At 65.0% G+C, this 26,387-nt stretch carries 25 protein-coding genes; 16 read left to right on the forward strand and 9 right to left on the reverse strand.

The window, feature by feature from the left end:
• Window positions 1–59: 59 nt before the first annotated feature.
• Together I6F28_RS29925 and I6F28_RS29930 are read left to right on the forward strand one after the other, a co-directional pair.
• Window positions 60–722, forward strand: coding sequence for a nucleotide-binding protein (locus I6F28_RS29925; RefSeq protein ID WP_225142536.1), 663 nt, complete (start codon window positions 60–62; stop codon window positions 720–722).
• Window positions 691–1,314 (forward strand): phasin family protein, encoded by a 624-nt coding sequence (locus I6F28_RS29930; RefSeq protein WP_192893138.1) that lies wholly within the window; start codon window positions 691–693, stop codon window positions 1,312–1,314. Before I6F28_RS29925 ends, I6F28_RS29930 begins: the two co-directional genes overlap by 32 nt.
• Window positions 1,315–1,435: 121 nt before the next feature.
• Here I6F28_RS29930 and I6F28_RS29935 read toward each other — a convergent pair whose 3' ends face one another.
• A complete protein-coding gene (locus tag I6F28_RS29935) occupies window positions 1,436–1,672 on the reverse strand; it encodes a tautomerase family protein (protein ID WP_192893139.1) in 237 nt (78 codons plus the stop codon).
• Between the two features lie 16 nt (window positions 1,673–1,688).
• Window positions 1,689–2,399, reverse strand: coding sequence for an SDR family NAD(P)-dependent oxidoreductase (locus I6F28_RS29940; RefSeq protein ID WP_036015767.1), 711 nt, complete (start codon window positions 2,397–2,399; stop codon window positions 1,689–1,691).
• A gap of 212 nt (window positions 2,400–2,611) precedes the next feature.
• Between I6F28_RS29940 and I6F28_RS29945 the strand changes: the two genes are divergently transcribed.
• From I6F28_RS29945 to I6F28_RS29955, 3 genes are all read left to right on the forward strand, one after another.
• On the forward strand, window positions 2,612–3,535 hold the full coding sequence (locus tag I6F28_RS29945; RefSeq protein WP_109143126.1) for a LysR family transcriptional regulator: 924 nt from the start codon (window positions 2,612–2,614) through the stop codon (window positions 3,533–3,535).
• Between the two features lie 146 nt (window positions 3,536–3,681).
• A complete protein-coding gene (locus I6F28_RS29950; protein ID WP_007612486.1) occupies window positions 3,682–3,837 on the forward strand; it encodes a hypothetical protein in 156 nt (51 codons plus the stop codon).
• A gap of 142 nt (window positions 3,838–3,979) precedes the next feature.
• Window positions 3,980–4,909, forward strand: a complete 930-nt coding sequence (locus tag I6F28_RS29955; protein ID WP_036043270.1) for an aspartyl/asparaginyl beta-hydroxylase domain-containing protein — start codon at window positions 3,980–3,982, stop codon at window positions 4,907–4,909.
• A 93-nt stretch (window positions 4,910–5,002) separates the two neighbouring features.
• Here the strand turns inward: I6F28_RS29955 and I6F28_RS29960 are convergent, their stop codons facing one another.
• Window positions 5,003–5,551, reverse strand: coding sequence for a Spy/CpxP family protein refolding chaperone (locus I6F28_RS29960; RefSeq protein ID WP_036043277.1), 549 nt, complete (start codon window positions 5,549–5,551; stop codon window positions 5,003–5,005).
• Window positions 5,552–5,717: 166 nt separating this feature from the next.
• Here I6F28_RS29960 and I6F28_RS29965 point away from each other — a divergent pair, with 166 nt between their 5' ends.
• Window positions 5,718–6,176, forward strand: coding sequence for a YybH family protein (locus I6F28_RS29965; protein ID WP_036015790.1), 459 nt, complete (start codon window positions 5,718–5,720; stop codon window positions 6,174–6,176).
• Between the two features lie 72 nt (window positions 6,177–6,248).
• Here the strand turns inward: I6F28_RS29965 and I6F28_RS29970 are convergent, their stop codons facing one another.
• The 3 genes from I6F28_RS29970 to galE all read right to left on the reverse strand — a co-directional run bounded on the left by I6F28_RS29970 (window position 6,249) and on the right by galE (window position 9,919).
• The gene (locus I6F28_RS29970; protein WP_036029941.1) at window positions 6,249–6,950 is read right to left on the reverse strand and encodes a fumarylacetoacetate hydrolase family protein; all 702 of its coding nucleotides are present in this window, start codon (window positions 6,948–6,950) and stop codon (window positions 6,249–6,251) included.
• A gap of 33 nt (window positions 6,951–6,983) precedes the next feature.
• The gene (locus I6F28_RS29975) at window positions 6,984–8,786 is read right to left on the reverse strand and encodes an ABC transporter ATP-binding protein (protein ID WP_225142537.1); all 1,803 of its coding nucleotides are present in this window, start codon (window positions 8,784–8,786) and stop codon (window positions 6,984–6,986) included.
• A gap of 119 nt (window positions 8,787–8,905) precedes the next feature.
• The gene (gene galE / locus I6F28_RS29980; RefSeq protein ID WP_036015779.1) at window positions 8,906–9,919 is read right to left on the reverse strand and encodes a UDP-glucose 4-epimerase GalE; all 1,014 of its coding nucleotides are present in this window, start codon (window positions 9,917–9,919) and stop codon (window positions 8,906–8,908) included.
• 126 nt (window positions 9,920–10,045) lie between these two features.
• On the opposite strand from galE, the gene I6F28_RS29985 reads away from it, so the two are divergent.
• Window positions 10,046–11,083: a glycosyltransferase family 4 protein gene (locus I6F28_RS29985; RefSeq protein WP_225142538.1), complete on the forward strand. Its 1,038-nt coding sequence runs from the start codon at window positions 10,046–10,048 to the stop codon at window positions 11,081–11,083.
• Window positions 11,084–11,268: 185 nt separating this feature from the next.
• Here I6F28_RS29985 and waaF read toward each other — a convergent pair whose 3' ends face one another.
• The gene (gene waaF, locus I6F28_RS29990) at window positions 11,269–12,330 is read right to left on the reverse strand and encodes a lipopolysaccharide heptosyltransferase II (protein WP_036029947.1); all 1,062 of its coding nucleotides are present in this window, start codon (window positions 12,328–12,330) and stop codon (window positions 11,269–11,271) included.
• Between the two features lie 158 nt (window positions 12,331–12,488).
• On the opposite strand from waaF, the gene rfaD reads away from it, so the two are divergent.
• From rfaD to I6F28_RS30015, 5 genes are all read left to right on the forward strand, one after another.
• Complete coding sequence (gene rfaD / locus I6F28_RS29995) at window positions 12,489–13,469, forward strand: ADP-glyceromanno-heptose 6-epimerase (RefSeq protein ID WP_225142539.1); 981 nt, start codon at window positions 12,489–12,491, stop codon at window positions 13,467–13,469.
• 12 nt (window positions 13,470–13,481) lie between these two features.
• Window positions 13,482–14,966 carry a D-glycero-beta-D-manno-heptose-7-phosphate kinase gene (gene rfaE1 / locus I6F28_RS30000; RefSeq protein ID WP_225142540.1) on the forward strand — a complete coding sequence of 495 codons (1,485 nt, stop codon included), beginning with the start codon at window positions 13,482–13,484 and terminating at the stop codon, window positions 14,964–14,966.
• On the forward strand, window positions 14,963–16,249 hold the full coding sequence (locus I6F28_RS30005; RefSeq protein ID WP_225142542.1) for an O-antigen ligase family protein: 1,287 nt from the start codon (window positions 14,963–14,965) through the stop codon (window positions 16,247–16,249). Before rfaE1 ends, I6F28_RS30005 begins: the two co-directional genes overlap by 4 nt.
• 84 nt (window positions 16,250–16,333) lie before the next feature.
• A complete protein-coding gene (locus tag I6F28_RS30010) occupies window positions 16,334–18,247 on the forward strand; it encodes an SDR family NAD(P)-dependent oxidoreductase (protein ID WP_074448259.1) in 1,914 nt (637 codons plus the stop codon).
• Window positions 18,248–18,282: 35 nt separating this feature from the next.
• Window positions 18,283–19,230 carry an NAD-dependent epimerase/dehydratase family protein gene (locus I6F28_RS30015; protein WP_225142544.1) on the forward strand — a complete coding sequence of 316 codons (948 nt, stop codon included), beginning with the start codon at window positions 18,283–18,285 and terminating at the stop codon, window positions 19,228–19,230.
• Here the strand turns inward: I6F28_RS30015 and I6F28_RS30020 are convergent.
• The gene (locus tag I6F28_RS30020) at window positions 19,218–20,237 is read right to left on the reverse strand and encodes an MraY family glycosyltransferase (protein WP_225114167.1); all 1,020 of its coding nucleotides are present in this window, start codon (window positions 20,235–20,237) and stop codon (window positions 19,218–19,220) included. The two genes, I6F28_RS30015 and I6F28_RS30020, sit on opposite strands and share 13 nt — an antisense overlap.
• A complete protein-coding gene (locus I6F28_RS30025; protein ID WP_109143136.1) occupies window positions 20,234–21,193 on the reverse strand; it encodes a lysylphosphatidylglycerol synthase transmembrane domain-containing protein in 960 nt (319 codons plus the stop codon). The genes I6F28_RS30020 and I6F28_RS30025 overlap by 4 nt, the downstream gene beginning before the upstream one ends.
• Window positions 21,194–21,418: 225 nt before the next feature.
• Between I6F28_RS30025 and I6F28_RS30030 the strand changes: the two genes are divergently transcribed.
• From I6F28_RS30030 to I6F28_RS30045, 4 genes are all read left to right on the forward strand, one after another.
• Window positions 21,419–22,408 carry an SDR family NAD(P)-dependent oxidoreductase gene (locus tag I6F28_RS30030; protein ID WP_225129368.1) on the forward strand — a complete coding sequence of 330 codons (990 nt, stop codon included), beginning with the start codon at window positions 21,419–21,421 and terminating at the stop codon, window positions 22,406–22,408.
• 7 nt (window positions 22,409–22,415) lie between these two features.
• Window positions 22,416–23,828, forward strand: coding sequence for a mannose-1-phosphate guanylyltransferase/mannose-6-phosphate isomerase (locus I6F28_RS30035; protein ID WP_057028743.1), 1,413 nt, complete (start codon window positions 22,416–22,418; stop codon window positions 23,826–23,828).
• Window positions 23,829–24,010: 182 nt separating this feature from the next.
• The gene (locus tag I6F28_RS30040) at window positions 24,011–25,015 is read left to right on the forward strand and encodes a Gfo/Idh/MocA family protein (protein WP_225142546.1); all 1,005 of its coding nucleotides are present in this window, start codon (window positions 24,011–24,013) and stop codon (window positions 25,013–25,015) included.
• Between the two features lie 38 nt (window positions 25,016–25,053).
• Window positions 25,054–26,205: a DegT/DnrJ/EryC1/StrS family aminotransferase gene (locus I6F28_RS30045; RefSeq protein WP_225142602.1), complete on the forward strand. Its 1,152-nt coding sequence runs from the start codon at window positions 25,054–25,056 to the stop codon at window positions 26,203–26,205.
• The last annotated feature ends 182 nt before the right edge of the window (window positions 26,206–26,387 follow it).

Raw genomic sequence — 26,387 nt, forward strand, 5'->3', positions numbered from 1 at the left:
GTTTATTTCCGACAACGTCTAAGTTCCGCGTCGTTGCCGTTTCAAGGGGAGCGCGGGACATGCACGTCCTTGCCCTGGTCACGCAAAAAGGCGGAAGCGGCAAGAGTACGCTGTCCGTTGGCCTGGCGGTGGCAGCAATGCAGCGAGCTGAGCGCGTCGCTCTCATTGAGGCGGACGCGCAAGGTACGATCTCGAAATGGAAAGAGCGCCGCGATCATCCCTATCCCCGCGTCGAGCGCGTTGCCGATCCTGCCGAGCTCGAACCGTTGATCGCGCGGCTGAAGGCCGAAGGCGTCTGGCTTGCCATCGTCGACACAGCTGCCACGACCAACAGCCTGGCGATGCGCGTCATCGCCTGCGCCGATCTCTGTCTCATCCCGGCGCGCCCGAGCCCGGCCGATATCGAAGCCGCAATTCCTACACTGATCGCCATTCGCAGACTCAACCGCCGATTTGCCTTTATCCTCAATCAGACACCGACGCGAGGGTGCCGGCTGAGCGAAGCTGCCACATCGCTAAGCTCGCTCGGCGTGCTTGCACTCCCGTTTATTGCGCAGCGTAACGATCACCAGGATGCACTCGGAGCAGGGTTGGGCGTGACGGAGTTCGCACCGGCGGGCAAAGCTTCGGACGAAATTGTAAGTTTGTGGGGTTGGATCGCGGCGCACTTGGCCGAGGAGTCGGATGATTATGGGAAAGGCGCGCTCAAAGCTGCCTGCTGACGTTGCACGCACCGGGCGTCGCTCGCTGCTGGAACTGGCGGAGGAAGTGAGCCGTGCGGTCGACGAGGGCTTGGCCATGCCGCAGGGCTCAGTCGCCGTCTTCCCCCAAGATGCGCCGCAGATTGCGCAAGAAGCGCCTGCTCCGATGACTGTTCCGGTACAAGAAGCGGCCAGCGTCATCGTTGCAAGACCTGAACCTTCGAGCGGCACTGATCTCATCGTGGACATGGCTAAGGGATATCAAGCCTGCGCTTTGGACGGCATGAGCGCTACGCTTAACTTCGCCAACGACCTCGCAAAATCACGGCTGGCCAGTGTGACATCAGAGGCCAATGAAACCGTCGTCGTGGAAAGCGATCTCATCGACGCGATTGGGACGGCAGCCGAGTGTCGCACCGTCGTGCTCGAACTGATGAAGGTCAATGCGGGCGCGACCTTGGAGTATGCGCGGGAGCTAGGGCGTGCAAAGACTCTGGCAGAGTTGGTTGAGCTGTCGGGCACGCATGCGCGAAAGCAATGTGAGTTGGTCCTGAAGCAAACCGAGTTGCTGAGGTCGCTTGCTCAAAGCATGACAAAGCCCAGTGCCAGGTGATGCAGCTCGCCTGCGCGAAGGGCGGGACCAAAACCCGAGCGGTCGCCGAGATGGTCGGCGACGAGCGGGCCGACGATCGTGCCGAGGTCATGTCATCCTCTTGCGCTCGACGGCGTGCAGATCATCCTGTCTGCGTGGCGCGGCGGCGGCGGAATTCCTGCACGGGCACGCCGCCCCAGCCCCAATTGTCGGTGTCGACCTCCTCGATCACGACGAAGGTGGACTCGAGCGGCTTGCCGAGCACGTCGCGCAGCAGCTCGCTCGAGCCCTTGATCAGTGCGGCCTTCTCCTCCGCCGTGAGCGACGCTGCACCCGGCGCCGTTCCCTCGCGGGTCACTTGAATGGTGACGATGGGCATTGTCGTTCTCCTCCGCTCAGTGGCCGGCGCTCTGGCCGCCGTCGACATGCAGGATCTCGCCGGTGACAAAGGAGGCGCCCTCGAGATAGAGCACAGCATCGACGATGTCAGACATCTCGCCCATGTGGCCGACCGGGTGCAGCGCGTCGAGCTGCGCGTGCGTCGCGACCGGATGCATCGGCGACTTGATGATGCCGGGCGACACCGCATTCACGCGGATGCCGCGCCTGGCGTATTCGATCGCGAGCGACTTGGTCGCGGCGTTCAGCCCGCCCTTGCTCAGCGAGGCCAGCACCGAGGGCACATTCGAATTGGCCTGATCGACCAGCGTCGTCGTGATCTGGACGACGTGGCCAGACCCCTGCTTCTCCATTTCGGCGATGGCGAGCTGCGTGATGTTGAAGAAGCCCGCGACATTGGTGCCCATAACTGCGGCATAGTCCTCGGCCGTGTACTGGGTAAACGGTTTTGCGACGAAGATGCCCGCGTTGTTGACCAGCGTGTCGACTCGGCCGAAGCGGGCGATCGCTTGCGACACCACGCGCTCTGCGGTGGACCGCTCGGCGATGTCGCCTGCAACGGCGAGGACGTCGTCGTCACCCGACGGCTTGATGGAGCGCGCCGTTGCGACGACGCGATAGTTGCGATCGCGAAAACCCTGGACCAGGGCGGCGCCGATACCCTGCGATGCACCGGTGATGATGGCGACCTTCTGCTCGATACCCATGACGGGCTCCTGTTGTTGGCTTGAAAACCTGCGCCAGCGGCGGCTGGCTTGGGCGTTGAGGTACGCTGCGGCAGCTTGCTTGCGAATATCCGCTGCCCGGCAGACACTCTTTCGCGACGCGAACGAATGCCGGATCGATCCTTGCGGAGGTTGTCGCAGCCGGCGCAAACGCCTAGCTTTCAGCCGAAATCTCAGGGGGCTGCGGCGAGCGCATGGATCGTCTGGACGCGATGAAGGTGTTTGTCCTTGCGGTGGACGAGGGCAGCTTGGCTGCCGCAGGACGCAAGCTCGGCCGATCGCCGGCTGCGGTGAGCCGCGCCATCGCCTTTCTGGAGCAGCGGGTCGGCGCCGAGCTGCTGCACCGGACGACACGCTCGATCAAGCTGAGCGAGGAAGGCGAGCGTTATGTCGCGATCTGCCGCCGCGTGCTCACCGATCTGGAGGAGGCCGAGGACATCGCGGCCGGACCGCGCACGGCTCCGCGTGGTCTGCTCACGATCACCGCTCCGGTGGTCTCCGGCGAGATGGTACTGCGGCCGATCCTCGACGCGTTTCTCGACGCCTATCCGACCGTATCGGCAAAACTCCTGCTGTTCGACCGTGCGGTCAATCTGATCGAGGAAGGCGTCGATATCGCGCTTCGCATCGGTCCGCTGGCGGATTCGGCGATGGTGGCGATGCGGGTCGGCGGGATCAGCCGCGTCGTGGTGGCAGCTCCCCGCTACCTGAAACAACATCCGCGCATCACCGAGCCGGGCGATCTCGCCAAACACCAGATCGTCGCGATGGCGCATCTGCCCAATTCCTGGACCTTTGCGCCGCAGCCGGGCTCATCGGCGCCGCGCACCGTGCAGTTCACCCCGCGGCTCGTCGTCAACAGCACCTATGCGGCAGTGGCCTCCACTGTGGCCGGGCGCGGCGTGGCGCGGATGTATTCGTACCAAGTGGCCGAGCAGGTCTCGCGCCGCGAGCTCGAGATCGTGCTGGCGGACGACGAGGATCCGGAGATGCCGGCGCATCTGATCTGCCCGCAGGGCCGGCTTTCGGTGCCCAAGGTGCGCGCCTTCACCGACTTCGCCGTGCCCCGGCTGAAGAAGCAGTTTGCGCTGCTGAAGCAGAGCACCAAGGCGCGTTGAGCCGCTTCATGCCCCCGCAATGCGCGTTTTCGCGTATACGGCGGGGCGGCTGAATCGGCGATGGTTCCTGAACGGTTAACGCCGATTTAACGGATGAGTCCTACCCTGTCTCGGCCGGGGTTACTCGCAAGGCCGAGGTGAGCCCAATGGAAGCCCAGAGAATAGCGGTCGACGCCGTCGTCGCGCTGACCGATTGCGACCGCGACGCCGTCATCGCCTTCATCCGCCGCCTCTATCTCGCCGGCGTCACCGACCCCAAGCGCCTGACCTTCAAGGGCCTGCAGGCGCTGTCGCGGGCTTGATTCGGCTCGTTTCGGCCGGTTTGGACCCCAGTCCATCCCCTTGCTCTCCCCGGCGTGATTGCAACCCAGCGGTGAATATCTTGCCGCTCCGGCCGGGTCGGGCTACACGACACCCCGGCTGGGTCACTTGGGGATTGGGGAAATGTTGAAACAGCTTTTTGCGCCGCAGCTCGTCATTTTGTACGTGCTTGCGGCTTCGACGATTTACGTCCACTTCCGCGGCAAGCAGCGGCTGCGCTTCGCGCGCCAGCTCGGCGATCACTCGACCTATCTCGCACCTTACAATGTGCTGATGTATGCGGGCTCGGCGGTGCCGAACAAGCCGGTGATCTCGGTCGATCAGTTTCCGGAGCTGAAGCCCCTCCGCGAGAACTGGGAGACCATCCGCGACGAAGCTGTGCGCCTGTTCGATGAAGGTTTTATCCGCGCGGCGGCGAAGAACAACGATTGGGGCTTCTACTCGTTCTTCAAGAGCGGCTGGAAGCGGTTCTACCTGAAATGGTACGACGACTTCCTGCCGTCGGCGAACACGCTGTGCCCGAAGACGGTGGAGCTACTCAAATCGATCCCGAGCGTGCATGGCGCGATGTTCGCGATGCTGCCGCCCGGTGGCAAGCTCGGCGCTCACCGTGATCCCTTCGCCGGGTCTCTGCGCTATCACCTCGGCCTGGTCACGCCGAACTCGAACAAGTGCCGGATCCTCGTCGATGGCGTCGAATGCGTCTGGCGTGATGGCGAGGCCTTCATGTTCGACGAGACCTTCATCCACAGCGCCGAGAATGCGACCGACGTCAACCGCATCATCCTGTTCTGCGATGTCGAGCGCCCGATGAAGTACGGCTTCATGACCGCGATCAACCGCTGGGTCAGCCATCACATCGTCAAGGCGTCGGCGACCCAGAATGTCGACGGTGAGCACGTCGGCGTGCTCAACAAGGTGTTCGGCAAGCTCTACGAGATCCACCTCGCCAGCCGCAAGGTGAAGGAGTGGAACCGCAACGTCTACTACACGCTCAAATACTCGCTGACGGCCTTGATCCTCGGCCTGATCGTGTATTCGGCACTGAATTGAGGCAAATGCGCGGGGCGGATCAGCGAAGCTTGGTCGGCCGTTGCCTCATCTCGATCCGCCCTAGCGCGATCGTCTGATCTCGGTCGGCATTGTCTAGTGATGGTGCTTGTGCTTGTGCCCTGCGGAGCCGTCGGGACGCTGATAGCCTCGTAACTCTGCATATCGCTGCATCTGGCTTTTATCGAGCACGGCAGCGGTTGATAGGTGGTATTTGAGGTGGCTCTCGCGGAGCTGCCCCTGAGTTTCGGCAATGGCGCCAATGCTGGTCTTGAGCGCTTCCGATGTGACCCTACGGGAAGAGAAGAGGTCTTCCAGCGCTCTCTCTTGCTCGACGAGCTTGTTACCCAGCGGAACGGCTTCCTGTTTCATGGCATCGAACAGCCGTTGAACCTCGGCGCGCTGATCGGCGGTCAGGCCGAGACGATCACTGAGCTCGAGGACGTGGCTGGGACCGGGATATCCATTGAGCTCCGCAGCGAGAGCCAGGCCCATACCGCGTCCGGCGCGGAGATCGTCGATCTGTTGCTGTGACAGCGCCTTGATGGGGCGCTTCTCAAGGCCGGCATAGGGTTGACTGGACTGCGCGCCGGCTGTGCTGCCCGTGAGGAGGAGGGAGGCTGCAAGCAGAAGGACGCGGTTCATGAATCTGGCTCCCACCAAATGGAGCCGGCCGATGTCGAAGCATCGAACCCGGCTGTGACGTGACACCTGTCGCGATCGAGTGATCCCGGAGCACAAATCTTGCTGGATCGTCCGGCCCATGGCAACAAAGATCGCCGTGATTGAGTTGCAGAATGTGGAGCAGGTGATGGCCTCTTTGCCGACCGCGAATACTGAGATCACGCAGTTCTTCCGCCGATGGCTGGACACCTTCGCGGGTTATGTCCGAGAGGTCGATTACGCCTCGGCGCGGCCGCTCTTCGATCCGGACGTGCTCGCCTTCGGCACCCATAGCGACGTCATCCCCGGCCTCGATCAATGGGTCAAAACCCAATGGGACAATGTCTGGCCGAAGACGACCGACTTCCGTTTCGTCCTCGATCAGACCTCCGTTCTGGCATCACCGGACGGTATGATGGCAACCGTCGTCGCGCCGTGGACGAGCACGGGCTATCATCCCGATGGCAGCACGTTCGCGCGCCCAGGCCGCGCGACGATGGTGTTTTCGAGGAACGGCGATGGCTGGCTGTGCGTGCATTCGCACATGTCGCTCAATCGCGGTGTGCCGCAGGCGAGCCACGCCAATCGGCCGGTAAAGGCCTGGTAGCTCGACCGCGTGCACGATCGACATGCAAAAGGCCCCATTCCGGGGCCTTTTGAGTTCGAGCTGCAGCGAGCCTTATTCCGGCTGGCCGATGCTGACCTTCAGCGTGCCGATGCCGTCGACGCCGCATTCGAGCTTGTCGCCAGGCTGGAGCTGCGACACGCCGGCGGGCGTGCCGGTCATGATGATGTCGCCGGCGGCGAGCTTCACCTGCTGGGAGAGCTGCCAGATGATCTCGGGCACGTTCCAGATCAACTCGGTGAGGTCGCCCTTCTGCGCTTCCTTGCCGTTGACCGTCAGCCAGATCTTGCCCTTGGAGGGATGGCCGATCTTCGAGGCCGGCTGCAGCGCGGAGCAGGGCGCCGAATAGTCGAACGACTTGCCGATCTCCCACGGGCGCTCCTTCTTGCGCGAGGCGATCTGGAGATCGCGCCGGGTGAGGTCGATGCCGACGGCGTAGCCGTAGACGTGGTCCAGAGCCTTGTCGGCGGGAATGTTCAGTCCACCGCTCTTCATCGCGACGACCAGCTCGACCTCGTGATGCAGATCCTTGGTCAGAGGCGGATAGGGAATGGTGGCGCCGTCGGGCACCAGCATGTCGGCATGCTTGGCGAAGAAGAACGGCGGGGCGCGCTCGTCATTGCCCATCTCGCGGATGTGCTCGAGATAGTTGCGGCCGACGCACCAGATGCGGCGTACCGGATAACGGCCGCTCTCGCCGACGACGGGAAGCGAAGCCTGGGGCGGAAGCGGGATGACGTAGGAGGCGGCGTTCATGCGGGTCTCGCTGCTCTTGAGGTGGAACGAACTCTATGCGGTTGCGCTGATCGGCGCCAGAGTGCCGGCGTCGTGATGCTGCAGGCGGAAGAACGAGGCATAGCGGCCGCCGCGACGGAGCAGCTCGTCATGGCGGCCCTGCTCGACGATCTCGCCGCCTTCGACCACCAGGATGCTGTCTGCGTGCTTGATGGTGTGCAGGCGGTGCGCGATCACGATGGTGGTGCGGTTCTGGCAGAGATGCTCGATCGCCTCCTGCACCTGCCGCTCGGATTCGGAATCGAGCGCGGCAGTGGCTTCGTCCAGGAGGATGATCGGCGCGTTCTTGAGCAGCGCGCGCGCGACCGCAATGCGCTGGCGCTGTCCGCCCGAGAGCTGGGTGCCGTGCTCGCCGACGGGCGTGTCGTAGCCGAGCGGAAAGCCCGTGATGAAGTCGTGCGCGCAGGCCGCCTTCGCCGCCTCGACGATCTCGTCCTCGCTGGCGTCCGGCTTGCCGAAGGCGATGTTGTTGCGGATGGTGTCGCGGAACAGATAGACGTCCTGGCCGACATAGGCGGTCTGGGCGCGCAGCGATTTGCGCGAGACCGACGAGATCGGCTGGCCGTCGATCACGATGTCGCCCTGCGTCACCTCGTAGAAGCGCAGGAGCAGGCCCAGCACGGTCGACTTGCCGCCGCCGGAGGGGCCGACCAGCGCAGTCACCTTGCCGGGCTCCGCGACGAAGCTCATCCGGTTGAGCACCGTCTCGCCCGAGCGATAGGAGAAACTGACATCGCGCAGCTCGATACGGGCATCTGTCAGCTTCAGCGCCGGCTTGTCATCGTCGGACTGCTCGCTCGCGGGGCTGTCGACGACCTCGAGCAGCATACGGGCGCCGACGAGCTGGCTGTTGAGATCGATGTTGAGCCGGGCCAGCCGCTTGGCCGGCTCGGTCGCCATCAGGAATGCGGTCATGAAGGAGAAGAACGCGCCGGGCGTGGCGTTCAGCGCGACCACGGCATAGCCGCCATACATCAGGCAGCCCGCGACGGCGAAGCCGCCCAGCATCTCCATCAGCGGGTTGGAGCGGTTGGCGACGCGGGCCATCTTGTTGGCGTTGCGCTCAACGACCGCGATGTTCTCGTCGATGCGCTTCTGCATGGTCTCTTCGAGCGTGAACGCCTTGACGGTGCGGATGCCCTGCAGCGATTCCTGCATCGTCTCCATGATGTCGGCGGTGCCGGTGAACTGGTTGAAGGCGAGGCCCTTGATGCGCTTGACCAGCTTGCGCAGCACCAGCATCGCCGGGGGCACTGCGACGAGGCCGATGAACGACATCAGCGGATCCTGCCACACCATCACGCCGATCATGGCGAGCAGCATCAGGAGGTCGCGCCCGACGGCGTTGACCAGCATGTTGAGCACGTCCGTGATCGACTTGGCGCCGGCGGTCAGCCGCGCGAGGAATTCGGAGGAGTGCCGCTCGGAAAAGAAGCCGACGCTCTCGCGCATCAGCTTGGCGAACAGCTGGCGCTGGTTGGTGGCGAGGATGGCGTTGCTGATCTTGGTCAGGATCACCATGTGGCCGTAGGTCGCCACGCCTTTGATGAAGAGCAGAACGACCGTGATCCCCGAAAACATCGCGATGCCCGGGATGTTCTTGTCGACATAGGCCTGGTTGATGACCTGGCCGAGCACGTAGGTCGCGCCTGCGGTCGCACCGGCCGCCAGCGCCATCAGCGCGAAGGCCACGAGGTAGCGCCGCCAGTAGATGATTCCCTGTTCCGTGATCAGGCGGCGAATCAGGACCGCTGCCGCGTAGGGATCGTCGGTGATTTTCTTTGGAAACTGGGCCATCCGGTGTCCATTGACGGCGCAGGACAAAAGCCTGCCCGCGCGTCAGGGATCGATGGGCCTCTGTGCCCGCTCAAGCCGGGTTTTTCAAGCCCAATTAAGGGCTTGCGCTTGGGATGATTCTAGGCGGAGGCGGCGTGGCGGAGCTCGCCGTGGCGCTCGCGGAACAACTTGTCCTCCCAGGCCAGCGCATGGGCTGCGATGGTCTCGAGGTCGTCGTATTGCGGCCGCCAGTCGAGCAGGCTGCGGATGCGGCTGGTGTCGGCGACCATGGTCATGATGTCGCCAGGTCGGCGCGGGGCGTATTGCACGGCGAAGCTGCGGCCCGAAACCCGGCGCACCGCGTCGATGGTCTCCAGCACCGAATAGCCGCGGCCATAGCCGCAATTGAGCGTGGACGAGGCGCCGCCATTGCGCAGATAAGCGAGTGCCGAGCGATGGGCCTGCGACAGGTCCGTGACGTGGATGAAGTCGCGGATGCAGCTGCCGTCCGGGGTCGGATAGTCGGTGCCGAACACGTCGATCTTGGCGCGCTGGCCGGTGGCGGCTTCCACCGCGATCTTGAGCAGGTGCGTGGCGCCGACGGTGGCTAGCCCAATGCGCGCCTGGGGATCGGCGCCGGCGACATTGAAGTAACGCAAGGTCACGTATTGCATGCCGTAGGCGGCAGCGACGTCGTGCAGCATGATCTCGGTCATCAGCTTCGAGGAGCCGTAAGGCGACAGCGGCCGCGTCGGCGCATGCTCGGGCACCGGCACCTGATCCGGATTGCCGTAGACCGCAGCGGTCGAGGAAAAGATGAAACGGCCAATGCCGCGCTTGACCGCGACGTTGAGCAGGTTGCGCGCGGTGGTGAAGTTGTTGCGGTAATAGCCGAGCGGATCGCGCATCGAATCCGGCACGACGACCGAGCCTGCGAAATGGATGATGCTCTCGATGTCGTGCTGGGCGATCACGCCTTCGAGCAGGTTCTCGTCGCCGGCGTCTCCAATGAACAGCGGCACGCCTTCGGGCAGGTAGGCCGAGAAACCCGTGGAGAGATCGTCGATCACGACGACGTCCTCGCCGGCTTCCGCCAGCGCCAGGACCGTGTGACTTCCGATATAGCCGGCGCCGCCGGTGACTAGCACAGTCATGATCTCACCCGTCTTCCATCAACGCGCAAGGCTAGCGCTTGCGTGGTGAAGAGGGGGTATCGGCACAGCTGAACTGGTCACTATGCTTAATGTTGCGTATAGGGACTTTGCGAAATGGAGTGTGACGTGGCGGGTTTCCCCGGCGATCTCGAATTGATCGTGCCAAATCTGCACAGGCGCTATTCCGGGGTCACCGCGACCAACCGGATGGTGGCGCCGCGGCTGGCAAAGCTGTACCGCGCCGCCTGGTTCGGCTCGGACGCGCCGGCGGGGATCGCGCGCCTGAGCATCGGAGATCTCCTCAAGCTCTGGCGCCGCAAGCGGTCTGTGATCTGGCATGCGCGCCGCAACAACGAGATGATCGCGGGCGTTGGCTTGCGCGCGCTCGGCTGGCCGCTCAAGCTCGTGTTCACCTCGGCGGCGCAGCGGCACCATAGCTGGATCACGCGCTGGCTGATCCGGCGCATGGACGCGATCATCGCAACGTCAGATCTCTCGGCCTCGTTCCTGAAGGTGAAGGCGACGGTGATCCCGCACGGCGTCGACACCGACGTCTACGCGCCGTCCGCCGATCGCGCTGCGGCTTTCGCGGAAGCCGCGCTGCCCGGCCGTTACGCCATCGGCTGCTTCGGTCGCGTCCGTGCGCAGAAGGGCACCGATCTGTTCGTCGATGCGATGTGCCGTCTGCTGCCGCGTTATCCGGATTTCACTGCTGTCATCGTCGGGCAGGTCACGGCCGAGCAGACGCCCTTTGCCAACGACCTGAAGAAGCGCATCGAAGCAGCAAACCTGCAATCGCGCGTCGTCATCACCGGCGAGCTGCCGATCGAAGCAGTGCAGCGCTGGTATCAGCGCCTGACCATCTACGCCTTCACCTCGCGCAACGAAGGCTTTGGGCTGACGCTGATCGAGGCGATGGCGGCGGGCAGCGCGCTCGTGGCCGCGCGCGCCGGCGCGGCGGAGCTCGTCGTTGAGGATGGTGTCACCGGCGTGCTGATCCCGACGGGAGATGCCGACGCGCTCGCTGCGGCGCTCGAGCCGCTGATGCGTGATGTGGCCGTGGCGACCGCGATGGGCGAGCGCGGGCGGGCGCGGGTGCTCGAGAAGTTCAGCCTCGATGCCGAGGCGGCGCGGATCGGCGCGGTCTATCGGCCGCTGCTCTGAGGCCGTTTTCGCCTGTCGCAAACAAAACCGCGAAAACAACCCCATGCACAGTAGCCCGGGTCAGCAAAATCAAGGAGTTGGCGGAGAGTTCGAGAGATTGCGGATTTTTCGAACGAATTTTGACTCGTCGGGCAAAACAGTGGCAGGATGTCATCATCGGCCCGAGCCACGATCGCCTCAGTTCGTCACCCGCTTCCCGCTTCCCCCAGCACCCTCTCCGCAATCCCCACCACCTCGCTTGCCGCAATATTCCGCATGCAGCGGTGGTCGTTCACCTTGCAGACCGTGCTCTGGCAGGGCTGGCAGGACAGCTTTTCCTTGTCCTGCACCAGTGTCGCGGCGAGGCCGTTCAGCGGGGCCCAGAGATAGGGGCTGGTGGGACCGAAGATGCCCATGGTCGGCGTGCCCAGGGCGGCTGCGATGTGCATCAGGCCGGAATCGTTGGAGATGGCAACGCCGGCGGCGGCCATGGCGAGGATGCCGTTGCGCAAGTCCGAGCCGGTGAGATCGCGGACGCCCGGGCCGCCGGCGGCGACGATCTCCTGGGCGAGCTCCTTTTCGGCGGGACCGCCGACCACCCAGACCTCGAGGCCGCGCTCGACCAGCAGGCGGGCGGCTTCGGGATAAGAGGTCCAGCGCTTGGAGACGCCGACCGAGCCCGGGGCGAGTGCCACCGCGGCGCCGGCACCGAGACCATTGGCCTCGCGCCACCGGGCGATCTCCTCGGCCGGGACGCGCAGTTGCGGTACCGGCCATTCCGCGGGCAGGGGCGCGCCGTCGGGCTGGGCGAGGGCGGCGTTCTTGTCGATGAAGCGGGGCAGCTTCTTCTCACCCCAGCGCCAGCGGTTGAGCAGGCCGAACCGGAACTCGCCGACGAAGCCGATCCGTTCAGGAATACCGGCGAGTGCCGGCGCGATGGCCGCTTTCCAGGTCCGGGGCAGCACCAGGGCAGTGCCGTAATTCTGTTTCCGCAGCAGCCCTGCCAAGCCGAACTGGCGTGCGACGGCCAGCCGGCTGCGCGGCATATCCCAAACGATGCCGGCGCGCACCCCGGGCATGTAGTCCACCAGCGGGGCGCACAGGGAGGTGGTGAGGAGATCGACCGGCCGGTTCGGCCAGCGCTCCTTCAGGACCCGCACGACGGTGTGATTCCGCACGAAATCGCCGATCCACATGTAGGGGACGATCAGGATCGGGCGTGTGTCGCTCCGATCTGCATCACTACCAAGTTGCGAATCAATATTCATTCGTTATGAGGGCCGAACACGTGCCGATATGGCGGCTCGGTTAGCCGCTCCGGGCCGGCAGGTAAAGGCGGCAGAAGAGCAATCCCAAAACAGCTTACACTTTGGCGGATCATGCGCTAGGGCAGGATCGGGCACCTAAAATCGGGCAGGTAGGTGGAATGTTGCTGGTGACCGGCGGGGCCGGTTTTATCGGATCGAATGTCGTGGCCGCGCTGAACGAGGCCGGTCGCAGCGACGTCGTGATCTGCGATCTCCTCGGAACCGAAGGCAAATGGCGCAATCTCGCCAAGCGGCAGCTTGTGGATATCGTTCCCCCGACCGAGCTGATGGACTGGCTGAAGGGCCGCAAGCTGGAGGCCATGATCCATCTCGGGGCGATTTCCGCGACCACGGCGACCGACGGTGATCTCGTCGTCGAGACCAATTTCCGCCTGTCGATGCGCCTGCTGGACTGGTGCACGATGAATGCCGTGCCGTTCATCTACGCGTCCTCGGCGGCGACCTATGGCGACGGCACGGAAGGCTTCGACGACGATTCCTCGCTGCCGGCGCTGAAGAAGTTGCGGCCTATGAATCTCTACGGCTGGAGCAAGCACCTGTTCGATCTCGCTGTCGCCGAACGTGTGGCGCGCGGCGATCGGCTCCCGCCGCAATGGGCCGGCCTGAAATTCTTCAACGTGTTCGGGCCGAACGAATATCACAAAGGCTCGATGATGAGCGTGCTGGCGCGGCGCTTCGACGACGTCAGGGCAGGCCGCGTCGTGCAGCTGTTCAAGTCGCATCGCGAGGGCATCGAGGACGGCGATCAGCGTCGCGATTTCATCTATGTCGACGATGTCGTGCGCGTGGTCCTTTGGCTGCTCGCGACGCCGTCGGCGTCCGGCCTGTTCAACGTCGGCACCGGCAAGGCGCGCAGCTTCAAGGACCTCATGCTGGCTGCCTATGCGGCGCTCGGCACCAGGCCCAACATCGAATACATCGACATGCCCGAGCAGATCCGGGACAGCTACCAGTATTTCACCCAGAGCGAGGTCGATCGTCTGCTCCGCGCCGGCTATAACGGCGGCTTCACGACGCTCGAGGACGCGGTGAAGGCCTATGTCGGGGATTATCTCGACCGGCCCGACCGCTTTCGCTGAGGCCTTTCGACCATGCCGACGCCCATTCTCGATTTCGATGCCCTCGCGCAAGCCATCTCAGGCCGTACGGTGCTGTGCATCGGCGACATCATGCTGGACGAGTTCGTCTACGGCGAGGTGTCGCGGATCTCGCCGGAAGCGCCGGCGCCCGTCATCGCCGCCCAGCGCAGCGAGATCCACGTCGGCGGCGCCGGCAACGTCGCGCGCAACGTCGCTTCGCTCGGCGCGCGCTGCATCTTCGTCGGCCTCGTCGGCGACGACGACGCCGGCACGCGGCTCGAGGCCGCGCTCAATGATCAAGCCGGCATCGAGAGCGTGCTGGTGCGCGACGCCTCGCGGCCGACCACGCGAAAAGTCCGCTTCGTCTCCGAACATTTTTCCACGCACATGCTGCGCGCGGATTGGGAGCAGGCGCTGGCTGCGTCCGACGAGATCGAAACGAAGTTGATCGACGCGATCCTGCCGCAGATCGCGCGCGCCGATATCGTGCTGCTGTCCGATTATGCCAAGGGCGTGCTGACGGCGCGCGTGATCCGCCACACCATCGATGCCGCGCGCAAACTCGGCAAGCCCGTCATCGTCGATCCCAAGAGCCTGAACTGGGCGATCTATCGCGGCGCGACGCTGCTCACGCCCAACCGCAAGGAATTCTCGGAAGCGACCCGCAGCCGCGCCGACACGGTGCAGAGCATCGTCGAGGTCAGCGAGGACGTGATGCGGCTCGCCGACTGCGAGGCGATCCTGGTCACCCAGGGCGAGCACGGCATGACCTTGGTGCCGCGGAATGGCGGCGCCGTCCACGTGCCGGCCGTCCCGGTGAAGGTGCGCGACGTCTCGGGCGCCGGTGACACCGTCGCCGCTGCGGTTGCGGTGTCGCTCGCGGCCGGCGCGGACTGGGACACGGCACTGCGCATGGCCAACGCCGCCGCCGCCGTCGCGGTCGGCAAGCAGGGCACCGCCAGCGTCAGCGCGGCCGAGCTGCGACGCAAGATCCTGCCGCATGCCACGCTCGCGGCCGAAGAGAAGATCGTGCTCGACCCGGCCGGACTCGACGCGCAGCTCGCCGAATGGAAAAGGCAGGGCCTGCGCGTCGGCTTCACCAACGGCTGTTTCGACATCCTTCATCCCGGCCACGTCAAGGTGCTGACCGCGGCGCGCGCCGCCTGCGACCGCCTGATCGTGGGGCTCAACAGCGACGCCTCGGTGCGGCGGCTGAAAGGTGCCGATCGTCCGGTCCAGGACGAGCGCGCGCGTGCCGAGGTGCTCGCCGCACTGGAGGCCGTCGATCTCGTCGTCATCTTCACTGAGGACACGCCGATCGACCTGATCACCAGGATCAACCCCGGCGTGCTGGTGAAGGGCGGCGATTACACACGCGAACAGGTCGTCGGCCATGAGGTGGTCGAGGCCGCGGGCGGGGCGGTCGTGCTGGTCGACATTCTCCAGGGCTTCAGCACGACGGCGCTGGTTCATCGCGCCCGGGGAGGGGGCAAGTGACGGCGCTCGCACGCGAGACCCCCGGCCAGATGTTGCGGCGGCGCCTGCGCAGTCCGGCGGCCTGGCGTGAAACAGTCGATCTGTTTGCGATCCTGACTGCGGCCTCGCTGCCCTGGTCGACATCGCTTGCGGGGATCTTCAACGCGCTGATGCTGATCTGCATGGTGCCGTTCCTCGATCTACGCGACTTCCTGCAGTCCTTGAAGCGTCCGATCTGCATTGCGCCGATCGCGCTGGTCGTTCTCGCGCTGCTGGGGACGCTATGGTCGGACGCGGCCTGGGGTGCGCGCTTCTACGCGGTCAATCCGACCGTCAAGCTGCTCGTGCTGCCGGTCCTGCTCTATCATTTCGAGCGCTCGCCGCGTGGCCACTGGATATTCATCGCTTTCCTGGTGTCCTGCGCCTTGCTGTCGGTGATGTCCTGGCTGGTCGCCTTCTACCCGAACCTCGCGCTCAAGACCGATCCGCCCGAGCGCGGCATCTTCGTCAAGAACTACATTGACCAGAGCCAGGAATTCGCGCTTTGCGCGGTGGCGCTCGCCTATCCGATCGTGATGCTGTTGCGCGAGAAGCGATACTGGTTCGCCGCGTTGCTGACGGCGCTGGCGCTTAGCTTCTTCATCAATATGACCTTCGTGGTGGTGTCGCGCACCGCGCTCGTCACCATTCCGATCATGTTCGGCGTGTTTGCACTGCTTCACCTCAAATGGCGCAGCATCGCGATCATCTCCGGCGCGCTGCTCGTCGGCGCCGTTCTCGCCTGGCAGGCCTCGCCGCAATTGCGCCACACCGCCGAGAGGTTTACCACCGATTACACCGGCTATGTGGAACGGGGCGAGGCAACCTCCATGGGCATGCGGCTCGAGTTCTGGCGGAAGTCGCTCGGCTTCTTCGCGGAGGCGCCGATCCTGGGGCACGGCACCGGTTCGACCCGCGGGTTGTTCGAACGCGTCGCGACGCCCGCCGGTCAGGGGCGGGCGTCAGCCGAGGTGATCGGCAACCCGCACAACCAGACGCTGAACGTTGCGGTGCAATGGGGCGCGATCGGTGTCGCCATTCTCTACGCGATTTGGATATTGCATCTGCGGTTGTTTCGCGGCGACGGGATTGCCAATTGGATCGGACTCCTAGTCGTGGTGCAGAATGTCTTTACCTCGCTGTTCAACTCGCATCTGTTCGACTTCCACGAGGGCTGGATGTACGTCATTGGCGTCGGCGTCGCCGGCGGAATGGTGATCCGGGAACAACAGCTCGGGGCGAAGATGAGGGAAGCCGGTTCCTGAGGGGCCACGCGGCTGGCAAGTCTTGTCGAGATGGGCTATCAGCGCGGTCAAGTTGCATTTAACTGGGTTTTCATCGGTCGGCGGATGACGCGACTTTCGCATCTCACCTCGCGCAATTTCCTGATCGCGCTCCACGACCTGCTGGCGACCACGGCGGCGCTTTTTGCCGCCTTCTATCTGCGATTCGAGGGTGGCGACGATTTCTACGCTCGATTGCCGCTGCTGTTCCAGATCCTGCCCTACTTCCTCGCCTTCAGCGTGGTCGTGTTCTTCCTCTGCAATCTGACCACGACGAAATGGCGTTTCATCTCGCTGCCTGACGCGCTGAACATCATTCGCGCGGCGACCGTGCTCACGGTTGCGCTGCTCGTGCTCGACTACATCCTCGTTGCCCCCAACGTTCGGGGCGCCTTCTTTCTCGGCAAGGTGACGATCGTCCTCTACTGGTTTCTCGAGATCTTCTTCCTCAGCGCGCTGCGCATGGCGTACCGCTACTTCCGCTATACGCGGGTGCGGCGTCACGCGAGGGGCGGGGAGGCCGCGCCGACGCTGCTGATCGGCCGCGCCGCGGATGCCGAAGTGCTGCTGCGCGGCATCGAGAGCGGAGCGATCAAGCGCATCTGGCCGATCGGCGTCTTGTCACCATCGCCTGCCGATCGGGGCCAGCTCATTCGCAACGTGCCGGTGCTGGGCGGCATCGACGACGTCGAGGATGTGATCTCGGATTTCGCCAAGCGCGACAAGCCCATCGCGCGCCTCATCATGACACCATCGGCTTTCGAGCCGGAGTCGCATCCGGAATCGATCCTGATGCGGGCGCGCAAACTGGGTGTGATCGTGAGCCGGATGCCCTCGCTGGAGAGCGGCGATACGCCAAGGCTCACGGCGGTTGCGGTCGAGGACCTCCTGCTGCGTCCGAGCGAGAAGATCGACTATGCGCGCCTGGAGGCCTTGATCAGGAGCAAGGCCGTGATCGTCACCGGCGGCGGCGGCTCGATCGGATCCGAGATCTGCGAGCGTGTGGTCGCCTTCGGCGCGGCACGTCTCTTGATCGTGGAAAATTCCGAGCCGGCTCTCTACGCGGTCACCGAGGCGCTGGCCGCGCGTGGTGCCACAGCACAGATCGAAGGCCGGATTGCCGACATTCGCGACCGCGAGCGCGTCATGCGCCTGATGGCCGAGTTCAAGCCCGACATCGTCTTCCATGCCGCGGCGCTCAAGCACGTGCCGATCCTCGAGCGCGATTGGAGTGAGGGCGTCAAAACCAACATCTTCGGTTCCATCAACGTCGCGGACGCCGCCGTTGCCGCCGGCGCCGAGGCGATGGTGATGATCTCTACGGACAAGGCAATCGAGCCGGTGTCGATGCTCGGCCTCACCAAGCGCTTTGCCGAAATGTACTGCCAGGCGCTCGATCGCGACCTCGCAGCCGGAGCGAGCGGCAGCAAGCCGCCGATGCGGCTGATCTCGGTCCGGTTTGGCAACGTGCTGGCCTCGAACGGGTCGGTGGTGCCGAAGTTCAAGGCCCAGATCGAGGCCGGCGGGCCGGTGACGGTAACTCATCCCGACATGGTCCGTTACTTCATGACCATCCGCGAGGCCTGCGATCTCGTCATCACCGCGGCGACGCATGCGCTTGGGACGCAGCGTCCCGACGTCTCGGTCTACGTGCTCAACATGGGCCAGCCGGTGAAGATCGTCGATCTCGCCGAGCGCATGATCCGCCTGTCCGGGCTGCAGCCGGGCTACGACATCGAGATCGTGTTCACCGGCATGCGGCCGGGCGAGCGCCTGCACGAGATCCTTTTTGCCTCGGAGGAGCCGACCCGCGAGATCGGCGTGCCCGGCATCATGGCCGCGCAGCCGAACGAGCCGCCGATGCAGACGCTGCGCAAATGGAATGCGGCGCTTGAGCAGGCGATCGCGCGCGACGATCGCGCCACCATCAGGACCATCCTGAAGGATGCCGTGCCGGAATTTGGATCCACGGCGGCCTGACCATTGTTGCGCAATCCAGCGCTCGGGGAGCGACGATGAGCGAACGCAAACCGGTCGTGCTGGTGACGGGAGCGAGCGGCTTCATCGGCCGTCACCTCGGGCAGGCGCTGGTGCGCAAGGGATGGTCGGTCCGCCCCGTCGTCCGCAAGCGTCAGGGCATCGACGGCGAGGTCGTGATCGAATCGATCGGCCCCGACACCGATTGGCGGGCCGCGCTCGAGGGGGTGGAGGCGGTCGTCCACCTTGCCGCGCGCGTGCATCACAGGCGCGAGGAGCATGCAGCCCAGCTCTACCAGGACGTCAACACCGCCGGCACGGTGCACCTGGCGCGCTGCGCGGCGAGGGAGGGCGTGCGCCATTTCATCTTCATCAGCACCGTGCTGGTGCATGGCCGCAGCAACGAGGGCAGGGCCCCGTTCAGCGAGAACGACGTCCCGACGCCGCGCGGCCTCTACGGAACGTCCAAGGCGGCGGCCGAGGCAGGCCTGAGGACGCTCGCGGGCGAGAGCGACATGAAGATCTCTGTGATCAGGCCGCCCATGGTCTATGGCGCGAGCGCCAAGGGAAGTTTCGCTCTGTTGACGCGCGCGATGAACCTTGGGGTGCCGTTGCCGTTCGCCGCGATCCGCAATCGCCGCGCCTTCCTTGCCGTGCAGAACCTGTCGTCCTTCATCCTGCATCGGCTCACTCATCCAGATGCGGCCGGCCATTTCGAGATATTCCTGCTCGCCGACAGTGAGCAGTTCTCGACGCCCGAATTCATCGCGCGTCTGGCGAAGGCGTCCGGCAAGAGCCCACGACTATTCGGCTTGCCGCCGGGCTTGCTCAGCGCGCTTTTCCGAATGATCGGCCGGCAGGACATGCATGACAGCCTGATCGGCTCGCTCGAGCTCGACGTCTCGAAGGCGCTCGCGACCGGCTGGCGGCCGGAGGTTTCGCTCGATGAGGGGCTGCGGCTCGCCGTGTCGGCTCAGGACGCCTGAGGGCGGGAGAAGCGGCGCAGCAGGAGGGCGACCGCGATCGCGCCGGCAATCAGCGCGGGCAGCGTGACGACCACCGTCGCGGCGCGAACGGCGAGGATCGCCAGCCCTGCGAGCACGAGGTTAAGCAGGAAGACTTCGCCGCTCACCCGGGACACCGAGAAACCGTTGTCGGTCGCGCGCTGATAGAAATGCGAACGGTGCGCCGACCAGAACGGCTCGCGGCGCGCGATGCGCCGAAACAGCGTGATGGTGGCATCGGCGAGGTAGTAGGCCGGCAGCAGCAGCGCCGCAGCCGCTTGTCCGTGCCAGGCGAGCTCGAGCAGGCACCAGCCGAGCAGGAGGCCGATCGGCAGGCTGCCGACATCGCCCAGGAAGACTTTTGCGACAGGACGGTTGAACGGCGCAAAGCCGAGCATGGCGCCGCACAGCGCGGTGGCGATCAGCACGGCCGGCCATGGGAGATCCCCGAGCATTCCCAGCAGCAGCAGCGCAGCGGTGACCGGAACGACTTCCGCCACCGTCATCAGGTCGAGCCCGTCCATGAAGTTGACGAGGTTCACGAACCAGACGCCGGCAAGGACGATGAGGCCGCGCTCCAGCGCGAGCGGCAGCGCCGGCACGATGCGCGCGGTGTCGGGGGCGGTGAACACCACGGCGCCGACGCAGGCGGCCTGCAGCACCAGGCGCACCAGCACGGGCAGCGATACGATGTCGTCGACGAAGCCGACCAGCGCGATCACGATTGTCGCAGCGACCAGCGCCGGCGGGATCGCGACATTGGCGGAGACCCCCCACAGCGAGGCAACGATCAGCGTCGCGGCGATCACCGCGATGCCGGCGCCCTGCGGGGTCGGGACGCGATGGGAGGACCGCGCATTCGGCCGCGCCAGCGCGTAGCGCTGCAGCAGGGGGCGGCTGGTCCAGGTCACGAGCGCCGAGATCAGCGCGGCCGCCGCAACGGCAAGCAGCAGGGCCGCGCCGGCGAGCGCATCGGCAGCCGAATTCACTCCGGCACTCCGATCGGGGCCGACCCCTGCGCGGCTTTCTCGGCGCTGAGGATCCAGACCAGGCCGCCGACTGCCCCGACCAGGAAGAACACGGCGCCGAACAGCAGCGAGACGTTGACGCCCTCGTTGGCGGAAAGTCCCGCGAAGCCGAACGCAAGGCTCATCGTGGCCTCACGCACGCCCCAGCCGGCGATCGAGATCGGCATCATCGTGATCAGCATCACCGGCGGCACGAGCAGAAAGACGTCGCTGAAGCGAACCGGGGCCCCAATCGACTGCACGACGCACCAGGCGATGACGACGGCGAGCACGTGAACGAGGACCGACAGGATCGCGACGACGGGGCCGCGGGTGCCGCTGAAGATCACGCGATTGGCGATGACGGCGCAGGCGTGGATGTGATGCGTTGCCCACCAGGTCTTCAGCCAGCGCCATTTCAGCGCGCCGAAGATCAGGAAGCCGAGGCCGCCGGCGAGCGCCAGGAGGTCGATGAGCAGCAGCGCCGAGCGACCGTGCGGATCGGTGATGAGGGTGTAGCTCCAGGGCAGGCTGGCGACGATCAAGATCGCGAGCGCGACCAGGCCGATGGCGCGGTCGACGAAGATCGAGTAGGTCGCCGTGCGCCAGCCGGCGCCGGCGCGGGCGACCAGCCACAGGCGCACCGCATCGCCGCCGATCGCCGACGGCAGCGTCTGGTTGAAGAACGAGCCGATCACGTTGTATCGCATGGCGCGGCCGAGCTCGAGCGGCGCGCCGCAGGCGGCGCTGATCTCGCGCCAGCGCAGCACGCCGACGAAGATCTGCAGGAACGTGACCGCGATCGCGACACCGAGCCAGAACAGGCTGGTCAGGGTGAATCGGGAAAACAGCTCGGATAGGTCGACCTTGCGCAGCGCCAGATAGAGCAGCGCCGCGGAAATCAGGATCTTGGCCGTCGACAACAGGATTCGGCGCATCTCGTCCGCATGAACAGGGTTTGCTAAGATTGGAGGCAACCCGACGCGAGGCGCCGAATTCGGCCGCTTTGGTATGGTTTTGGCGCCGATCTTGCAATAGCTCTCGTCGAGGAGCCGTCGTTAAGGACGCCATGAGGAGACCGCGTGAAGGAGCGGGGAGCCTATTGCGACCCCGTCGAGGTGGCGGCTAGACAGGATCGGGCGAGGGATCACCCAGGGAACAGGATGACGGATCGGGCGATTTTGGTCACGGGTGCGGCCGGCTTCATCGGCTTCCACGTCGCCCGGCAGCTCCTGGGCGAAGGTCGCGCCGTCGTCGGGCTCGACAATCTCAACAGCTATTACGATCCGGCGCTGAAGAAAGCGCGCCTTGCTCTGCTCCGGGACCAACCGCGTTTCTCGTTCGTCGAGGCCGATCTCGCCGACCGCGAGACCATGGCGGCGCTGTTCGCGCAGCATCGTTTTGCCAAAGTCGTGCATCTGGCCGCGCAGGCCGGCGTGCGCTACTCGATCGAGCAGCCGCAGACCTACGCCGATTCCAATCTCGTCGGCTTTCTCAACGTGCTGGAGGGCTGCCGCAACAATGGCTGCGGTCATCTGGTCTACGCCTCGTCATCCTCCGTTTACGGCGCCAACACAAAACTGCCATTTGCGGTTGCGGACCGCACCGACCATCCGGTCAGCTTCTACGCCGCGACCAAAAAGGCGAACGAGGTGATGGCGCAGTCCTACAGCCATCTTTATCGCCTGCCGGTCACGGGGCTGCGGTTCTTCACCATCTACGGGCCATGGGGCCGCCCCGACATGGCCATGTTTCTGTTCGCGAGCGCCATCATGGCCGGCAAGCCGATCCGGCTCTTCAACCATGGCAAAATGCGCCGCGATTTCACCTATATCGACGATGTGACGCGCGTCGTGTCCAAGCTGATCGATCTCGTGCCTGCGGACGATCCGGCTGCCGCAAATGCGCCGTCAAAGCTCTACAATGTCGGCAATCATCATCCGGAGGAACTGATGCACGTCGTCGGTCTTCTGGAGCGGGAGCTGGGCCGGACGGCGATCAAAGAATTGCTGCCGATGCAGCCGGGAGATGTGCTGGAAACGTTCGCGGATGTCGAGGATCTCTCGCGCGACACCGGCTTTGCACCGTCAACGCCGATCGAGCATGGGGTTCATAACTTCGTCACCTGGTATCGGGACCATTTCAAGGTTTGAGATCACGATGGACAAACGCATAATCCCCCTGATCATGTGCGGCGGTGCCGGCACGCGGCTGTGGCCCGCTTCGCGCGAGGTTCGGCCCAAGCAGTTCCTGCCGCTGTTCGGCACGCGCTCGACGTTCCAGGACACGCTGCTGCGCGTGTCCGATCCCTCTTTGTTCGACCGGCCGATCGTCATCACCAACGCCTCCTACCGCTTCATGGTGCTGGAGCAGCTCGCCGAGATCGGCATTGAGGCCGACGTGATCCTCGAGCCGATGCGGCGCGATTCCGGCCCTGCCATCGCGGCCGGCGCGGTGTTCGCGCAGAACCGCGCCAGCGAGGCGATCGTGCTCGCGCTCGCCGCCGATCACGTCGTGCAGAATAATGCTGCCTTCGTCGCCGCCTGTCGCGAGGGCCTCACCGCCGCGAATGCCGGGCGCATCGTCACCTTCGGCGTCAAGCCGGAACGGCCGGCAACGGAATATGGCTACATCAATCCGGGCGACGTGATCGCGGGCGAGGTGCAGGCGGTTGCGCGCTTCGTCGAGAAGCCGGACGCGGTGAAGGCCTCCGACTACGTCAATTCGGGCTATCTCTGGAACAGCGGCAACTTCATGTTCCCGGCGAGCGTGCTGCTCGACGAATATCGCAGGGTCGATGCGGCAAGCGTCGAGGCCGTCACCAATGCCGTCAACAATGCCGGCCGCGATCTCGGCTTCGTCACGCTGGAGCCCGAGGCGTTCGGCGCGGCCAAGGCGATCTCGATCGACTATGCGGTGATGGAGAAGACCTCGCGCGCCGCGGTCGTGCCGGTGTCGTGCGGCTGGTCCGACGTCGGCTCCTGGCATGCGGTGTGGGAGCTGTCGGAGAAGGACGCGCAGGGCAATGCCGCGCACGGCACCGCCGTGTTCGAGGATTCCCGCAATTGCAACGTCACCACGGATTCCGCGCTGGTCGCGCTCGAAGGCGTCGACGATCTCGTCGTCGTCGCGACCGCGGACGCGGTGCTGGTCTCGCGGCAGAAGGATGCCAACGGGCTGAAGCGCCTGGTGACGAAATTGAAGTCGGTCGCGCCGAAAGTCACCGAAGAGCATCTCAAGGTGCACCGGCCCTGGGGCAGCTATCAATCCGTCGACAATGGCGAGCGCCACCAGGTCAAGCGCATCGTGGTGAAGCCGGGCGGGCGGCTGTCGCTGCAAAAGCACCATCATCGTGCCGAGCACTGGATCGTGGTCCGCGGCACGGCGCAGGTGACCGTCAACGAGACCGTGAAGACGGTGCACGAGAACGAGTCGATCTACATCCCCATGGGCGCCGTCCACCGGATGGAGAATCCCGGCAAGATCCAGCTGGAGCTGATCGAGGTCCAGACTGGAAGCTATCTGGGGGAAGACGACATCATCCGGATTGAAGACGACTATCAAAGGTCGTAACCAGCAAACTCCGAATCACGCGACCCGGGCCGAGAAGCGGTATCTTTTTCGGCCTAAGGCCCGGGGAACGTGTAACTTTTTGAATCAAATCGTGTCCGGCCCGCCAGGGCGGCATTCGCCACAAATGTGGCGTCCGTGCTAGAAGCGGCCCGGGGATTTGCGTTGAATCGGGGTTTGCTCAGATGACTTCCAGGGGATCTGCACCGGCAAAGGCCGGCTTGCGCGTCGGTGTCATTGGCGCCGGCGTGATGGGCAGCAACCATGCGCGCGTGCTCAGCGGCCTGCCCGGCGTCAGCCTCGTCGGCGTCGTCGATCCCTCGCCGGCACATCGTGCGCGGGCCACGGAGCTCGCCAATTGCGAAAGCTTCGAGACGCTCGACCAGCTGTTCGCCGAAGGCGTCGATGCCGTCACCATCGCGGCACCGACCCATCTGCATCACGAGGTCGCGCTCGCCTGCATCGCCAAGAACATCCATGTGCTGGTCGAAAAGCCGATCGCCTCCACGGTGGCAGAGGGCCGCGAGATCGTCGCCGCCGCGCATAAGGCCGGCGTCACGCTGATGATCGGCCATGTCGAGCGCTTCAATCCGGCGGTGGCCGCGGTCAAGCAGGCGATCGCGGGCGAGGACATTCTCTCCATCGCGATCACCCGCGTCGGCCCGTTCCCGCCGCGCATGTCCAATGTCGGCGTCGTCATCGATCTTGCCGTGCACGACATCGATTTGATCCGCTGGTTCACCGAATCCGACATCGTCGAGGTGCAGCCGCAATTGTCGAGCGCGGTCGCCGAGCGCGAGGACATCGCGCTCTTGCAGTTCCGCACCGAGAGCGGCGTGCTCGCCCACATCAACACCAACTGGCTGACGCCGTTCAAGGCGCGCAGCGTCACGGTCGCAACGCGCGGCAAATACGTGATGGGCGATCTCTTGACGCGCCAGGTCACCGAATGCTTCGGCTTCAAGCCGGACGGCAGCTACTCGATGCGGCATCTGCCGGTCGGCCATGACGAGCCGCTTCGCGCCGAGCTGATCGCGTTCTTGAAGGCAGTGCGCAACGGCGAGACGCCGGCGGTGACGGGCGACGAGGGCGTCGCCAGCCTCGAGATCGCCACGCAATGCCTGGAGAGGCCCTCGCGTCCTGCGGCGACGTCACCCGCGCGCAAGGGGCCGCGCCGCGTCGCCGGCTGATCCCTTCCATGTCGACCGCTCAAACGTCACAAGGCGTCATGAACCAGCACTTACGTTCCGAACCCATTCCCTTCATCGACGTCGCCTCGCAGCGCCGCCGGCTCGGCGCCTCGCTCGATGCCGCCGTGAAGCGCGTGATGGACCATTGCCAGTTCGTCAACGGGCCGGAGGTCTTCGAGCTCGAGAAGCAGCTTGCGGCCTACTCAGGCGCCAAGCACGTGATCGGCTGCGCCAGCGGCACCGACGCCATCCTGATGGTGATGATGGCCAGGAATGTCGGGCCCGGCGATGCCGTGCTGTGTCCGTCCTTTACCTTCATCGCGACCGCCTCGCCGGTGGCGCGGACCGGCGCGACGCCGGTCTATGTCGACGTCGACGAGACCACCTTCAACATGAGCCCGGAATCGCTCAAGCGCGGCATCGCCACCGCCCGCAAGGCCGGTCTCAAGCCCGTCGCGGTGATTCCGGTCGATTTGTTCGGCCAGCCCGCCGATCACGACGCCATCGCCGAGATCGCCAGGGCCGAGGGCCTGTTCGTGCTCGACGACGCCGCGCAAGGCTTTGGCGCGAGCTACAAGGGGCGCAAGCTCGGCACCCTCGGCCACGCCACTGCGACCAGCTTCTTCCCGGCAAAGCCGCTCGGCTGCTTCGGCGACGGCGGCGCGATCTTCACCGATGACGACGAGCTCGCCGCCACCTTGCGCAGCATCCGCGTGCACGGGCAGGGCGTCGACAAATACGACAACGTCCGCCTCGGCCTGACCGGCCGGCTCGACACTATGCAGGCCGCGGTCCTGATCGAGAAGCTGAAGATTTTTGACGACGAGATCGCCGCCCGCAACAGGGTCGCGGAGCGCTATGCGCGCGGCCTGTCCAACGTGGTCACCGTGCCGCGCATCGCGCCGGGCAATACCTCAGTCTGGGCGCAGTACACCATTCGTCTTCCCAAGGGTATCGACCGCGACGGCTTCGCTGCCGCGCTAAAAGCCCAGGGAGTGCCGACCGCGATCTATTACGGCAAGTCGATGCACCAGCAGACCGCCTACAAACAGTACCCGGTCGCCGAGGGCGGATTGCCCGGTTGCGAGAGCCTGTCGCAGGACGTCATCAGCCTGCCGATGCATGCCTACCTGACCGAGGCCGATCAGGAGCGAATCATCGCCGCCGTCCGCGGCGCGCTGGCGGGCTGAGTTCTTCCCTCTCCCCTTGCGGGAGAGGTTGGCTTCGCGAAGCGAAGCCGGGTGAGGGGTCTCTCTCCGTACGGCATGCACTGAGAGATACCCCTCACCCGATTGAGTCTGTATCTGCCTGCGGTGCTGCCCTCTCCCGCAAGGGGAGAGGGCGCAGTAATGCGCATCGCAAGATGCATCGA

It is taken from the genome of Bradyrhizobium sp. NBAIM14, from assembly GCF_020193895.1.
In the GTDB taxonomy this organism is placed as follows: Bacteria; Pseudomonadota; Alphaproteobacteria; order Rhizobiales; family Xanthobacteraceae; genus Bradyrhizobium; species Bradyrhizobium yuanmingense.

What these genes read in the sequence shown, in the direction of transcription:
- I6F28_RS29925 (WP_225142536.1), top strand. Translation starts at nt 60, where the DNA reads ATGCACGTCCTTGCCCTGGTCACGCAAAAAGGCGGAAGCGGCAAGAGT.
- I6F28_RS29930 (WP_192893138.1), top strand. Translation starts at nt 691, where the DNA reads ATGGGAAAGGCGCGCTCAAAGCTGCCTGCTGACGTTGCACGCACCGGG.
- I6F28_RS29935 (WP_192893139.1), bottom strand. Translation starts at nt 1,672, where the DNA reads ATGCCCATCGTCACCATTCAAGTGACCCGCGAGGGAACGGCGCCGGGT.
- I6F28_RS29940 (WP_036015767.1), bottom strand. Translation starts at nt 2,399, where the DNA reads ATGGGTATCGAGCAGAAGGTCGCCATCATCACCGGTGCATCGCAGGGT.
- I6F28_RS29945 (WP_109143126.1), top strand. Translation starts at nt 2,612, where the DNA reads ATGGATCGTCTGGACGCGATGAAGGTGTTTGTCCTTGCGGTGGACGAG.
- I6F28_RS29950 (WP_007612486.1), top strand. Translation starts at nt 3,682, where the DNA reads ATGGAAGCCCAGAGAATAGCGGTCGACGCCGTCGTCGCGCTGACCGAT.
- I6F28_RS29955 (WP_036043270.1), top strand. Translation starts at nt 3,980, where the DNA reads ATGTTGAAACAGCTTTTTGCGCCGCAGCTCGTCATTTTGTACGTGCTT.
- I6F28_RS29960 (WP_036043277.1), bottom strand. Translation starts at nt 5,551, where the DNA reads ATGAACCGCGTCCTTCTGCTTGCAGCCTCCCTCCTCCTCACGGGCAGC.
- I6F28_RS29965 (WP_036015790.1), top strand. Translation starts at nt 5,718, where the DNA reads ATGGCCTCTTTGCCGACCGCGAATACTGAGATCACGCAGTTCTTCCGC.
- I6F28_RS29970 (WP_036029941.1), bottom strand. Translation starts at nt 6,950, where the DNA reads ATGAACGCCGCCTCCTACGTCATCCCGCTTCCGCCCCAGGCTTCGCTT.
- I6F28_RS29975 (WP_225142537.1), bottom strand. Translation starts at nt 8,786, where the DNA reads ATGGCCCAGTTTCCAAAGAAAATCACCGACGATCCCTACGCGGCAGCG.
- galE (WP_036015779.1), bottom strand. Translation starts at nt 9,919, where the DNA reads ATGACTGTGCTAGTCACCGGCGGCGCCGGCTATATCGGAAGTCACACG.
- waaF (WP_036029947.1), bottom strand. Translation starts at nt 12,330, where the DNA reads ATGAATATTGATTCGCAACTTGGTAGTGATGCAGATCGGAGCGACACA.
- rfaD (WP_225142539.1), top strand. Translation starts at nt 12,489, where the DNA reads ATGTTGCTGGTGACCGGCGGGGCCGGTTTTATCGGATCGAATGTCGTG.
- rfaE1 (WP_225142540.1), top strand. Translation starts at nt 13,482, where the DNA reads ATGCCGACGCCCATTCTCGATTTCGATGCCCTCGCGCAAGCCATCTCA.
- I6F28_RS30010 (WP_074448259.1), top strand. Translation starts at nt 16,334, where the DNA reads ATGACGCGACTTTCGCATCTCACCTCGCGCAATTTCCTGATCGCGCTC.
- I6F28_RS30015 (WP_225142544.1), top strand. Translation starts at nt 18,283, where the DNA reads ATGAGCGAACGCAAACCGGTCGTGCTGGTGACGGGAGCGAGCGGCTTC.
- I6F28_RS30025 (WP_109143136.1), bottom strand. Translation starts at nt 21,193, where the DNA reads ATGCGCCGAATCCTGTTGTCGACGGCCAAGATCCTGATTTCCGCGGCG.
- I6F28_RS30030 (WP_225129368.1), top strand. Translation starts at nt 21,419, where the DNA reads ATGACGGATCGGGCGATTTTGGTCACGGGTGCGGCCGGCTTCATCGGC.
- I6F28_RS30035 (WP_057028743.1), top strand. Translation starts at nt 22,416, where the DNA reads ATGGACAAACGCATAATCCCCCTGATCATGTGCGGCGGTGCCGGCACG.
- I6F28_RS30040 (WP_225142546.1), top strand. Translation starts at nt 24,011, where the DNA reads ATGACTTCCAGGGGATCTGCACCGGCAAAGGCCGGCTTGCGCGTCGGT.
- I6F28_RS30045 (WP_225142602.1), top strand. Translation starts at nt 25,054, where the DNA reads ATGAACCAGCACTTACGTTCCGAACCCATTCCCTTCATCGACGTCGCC.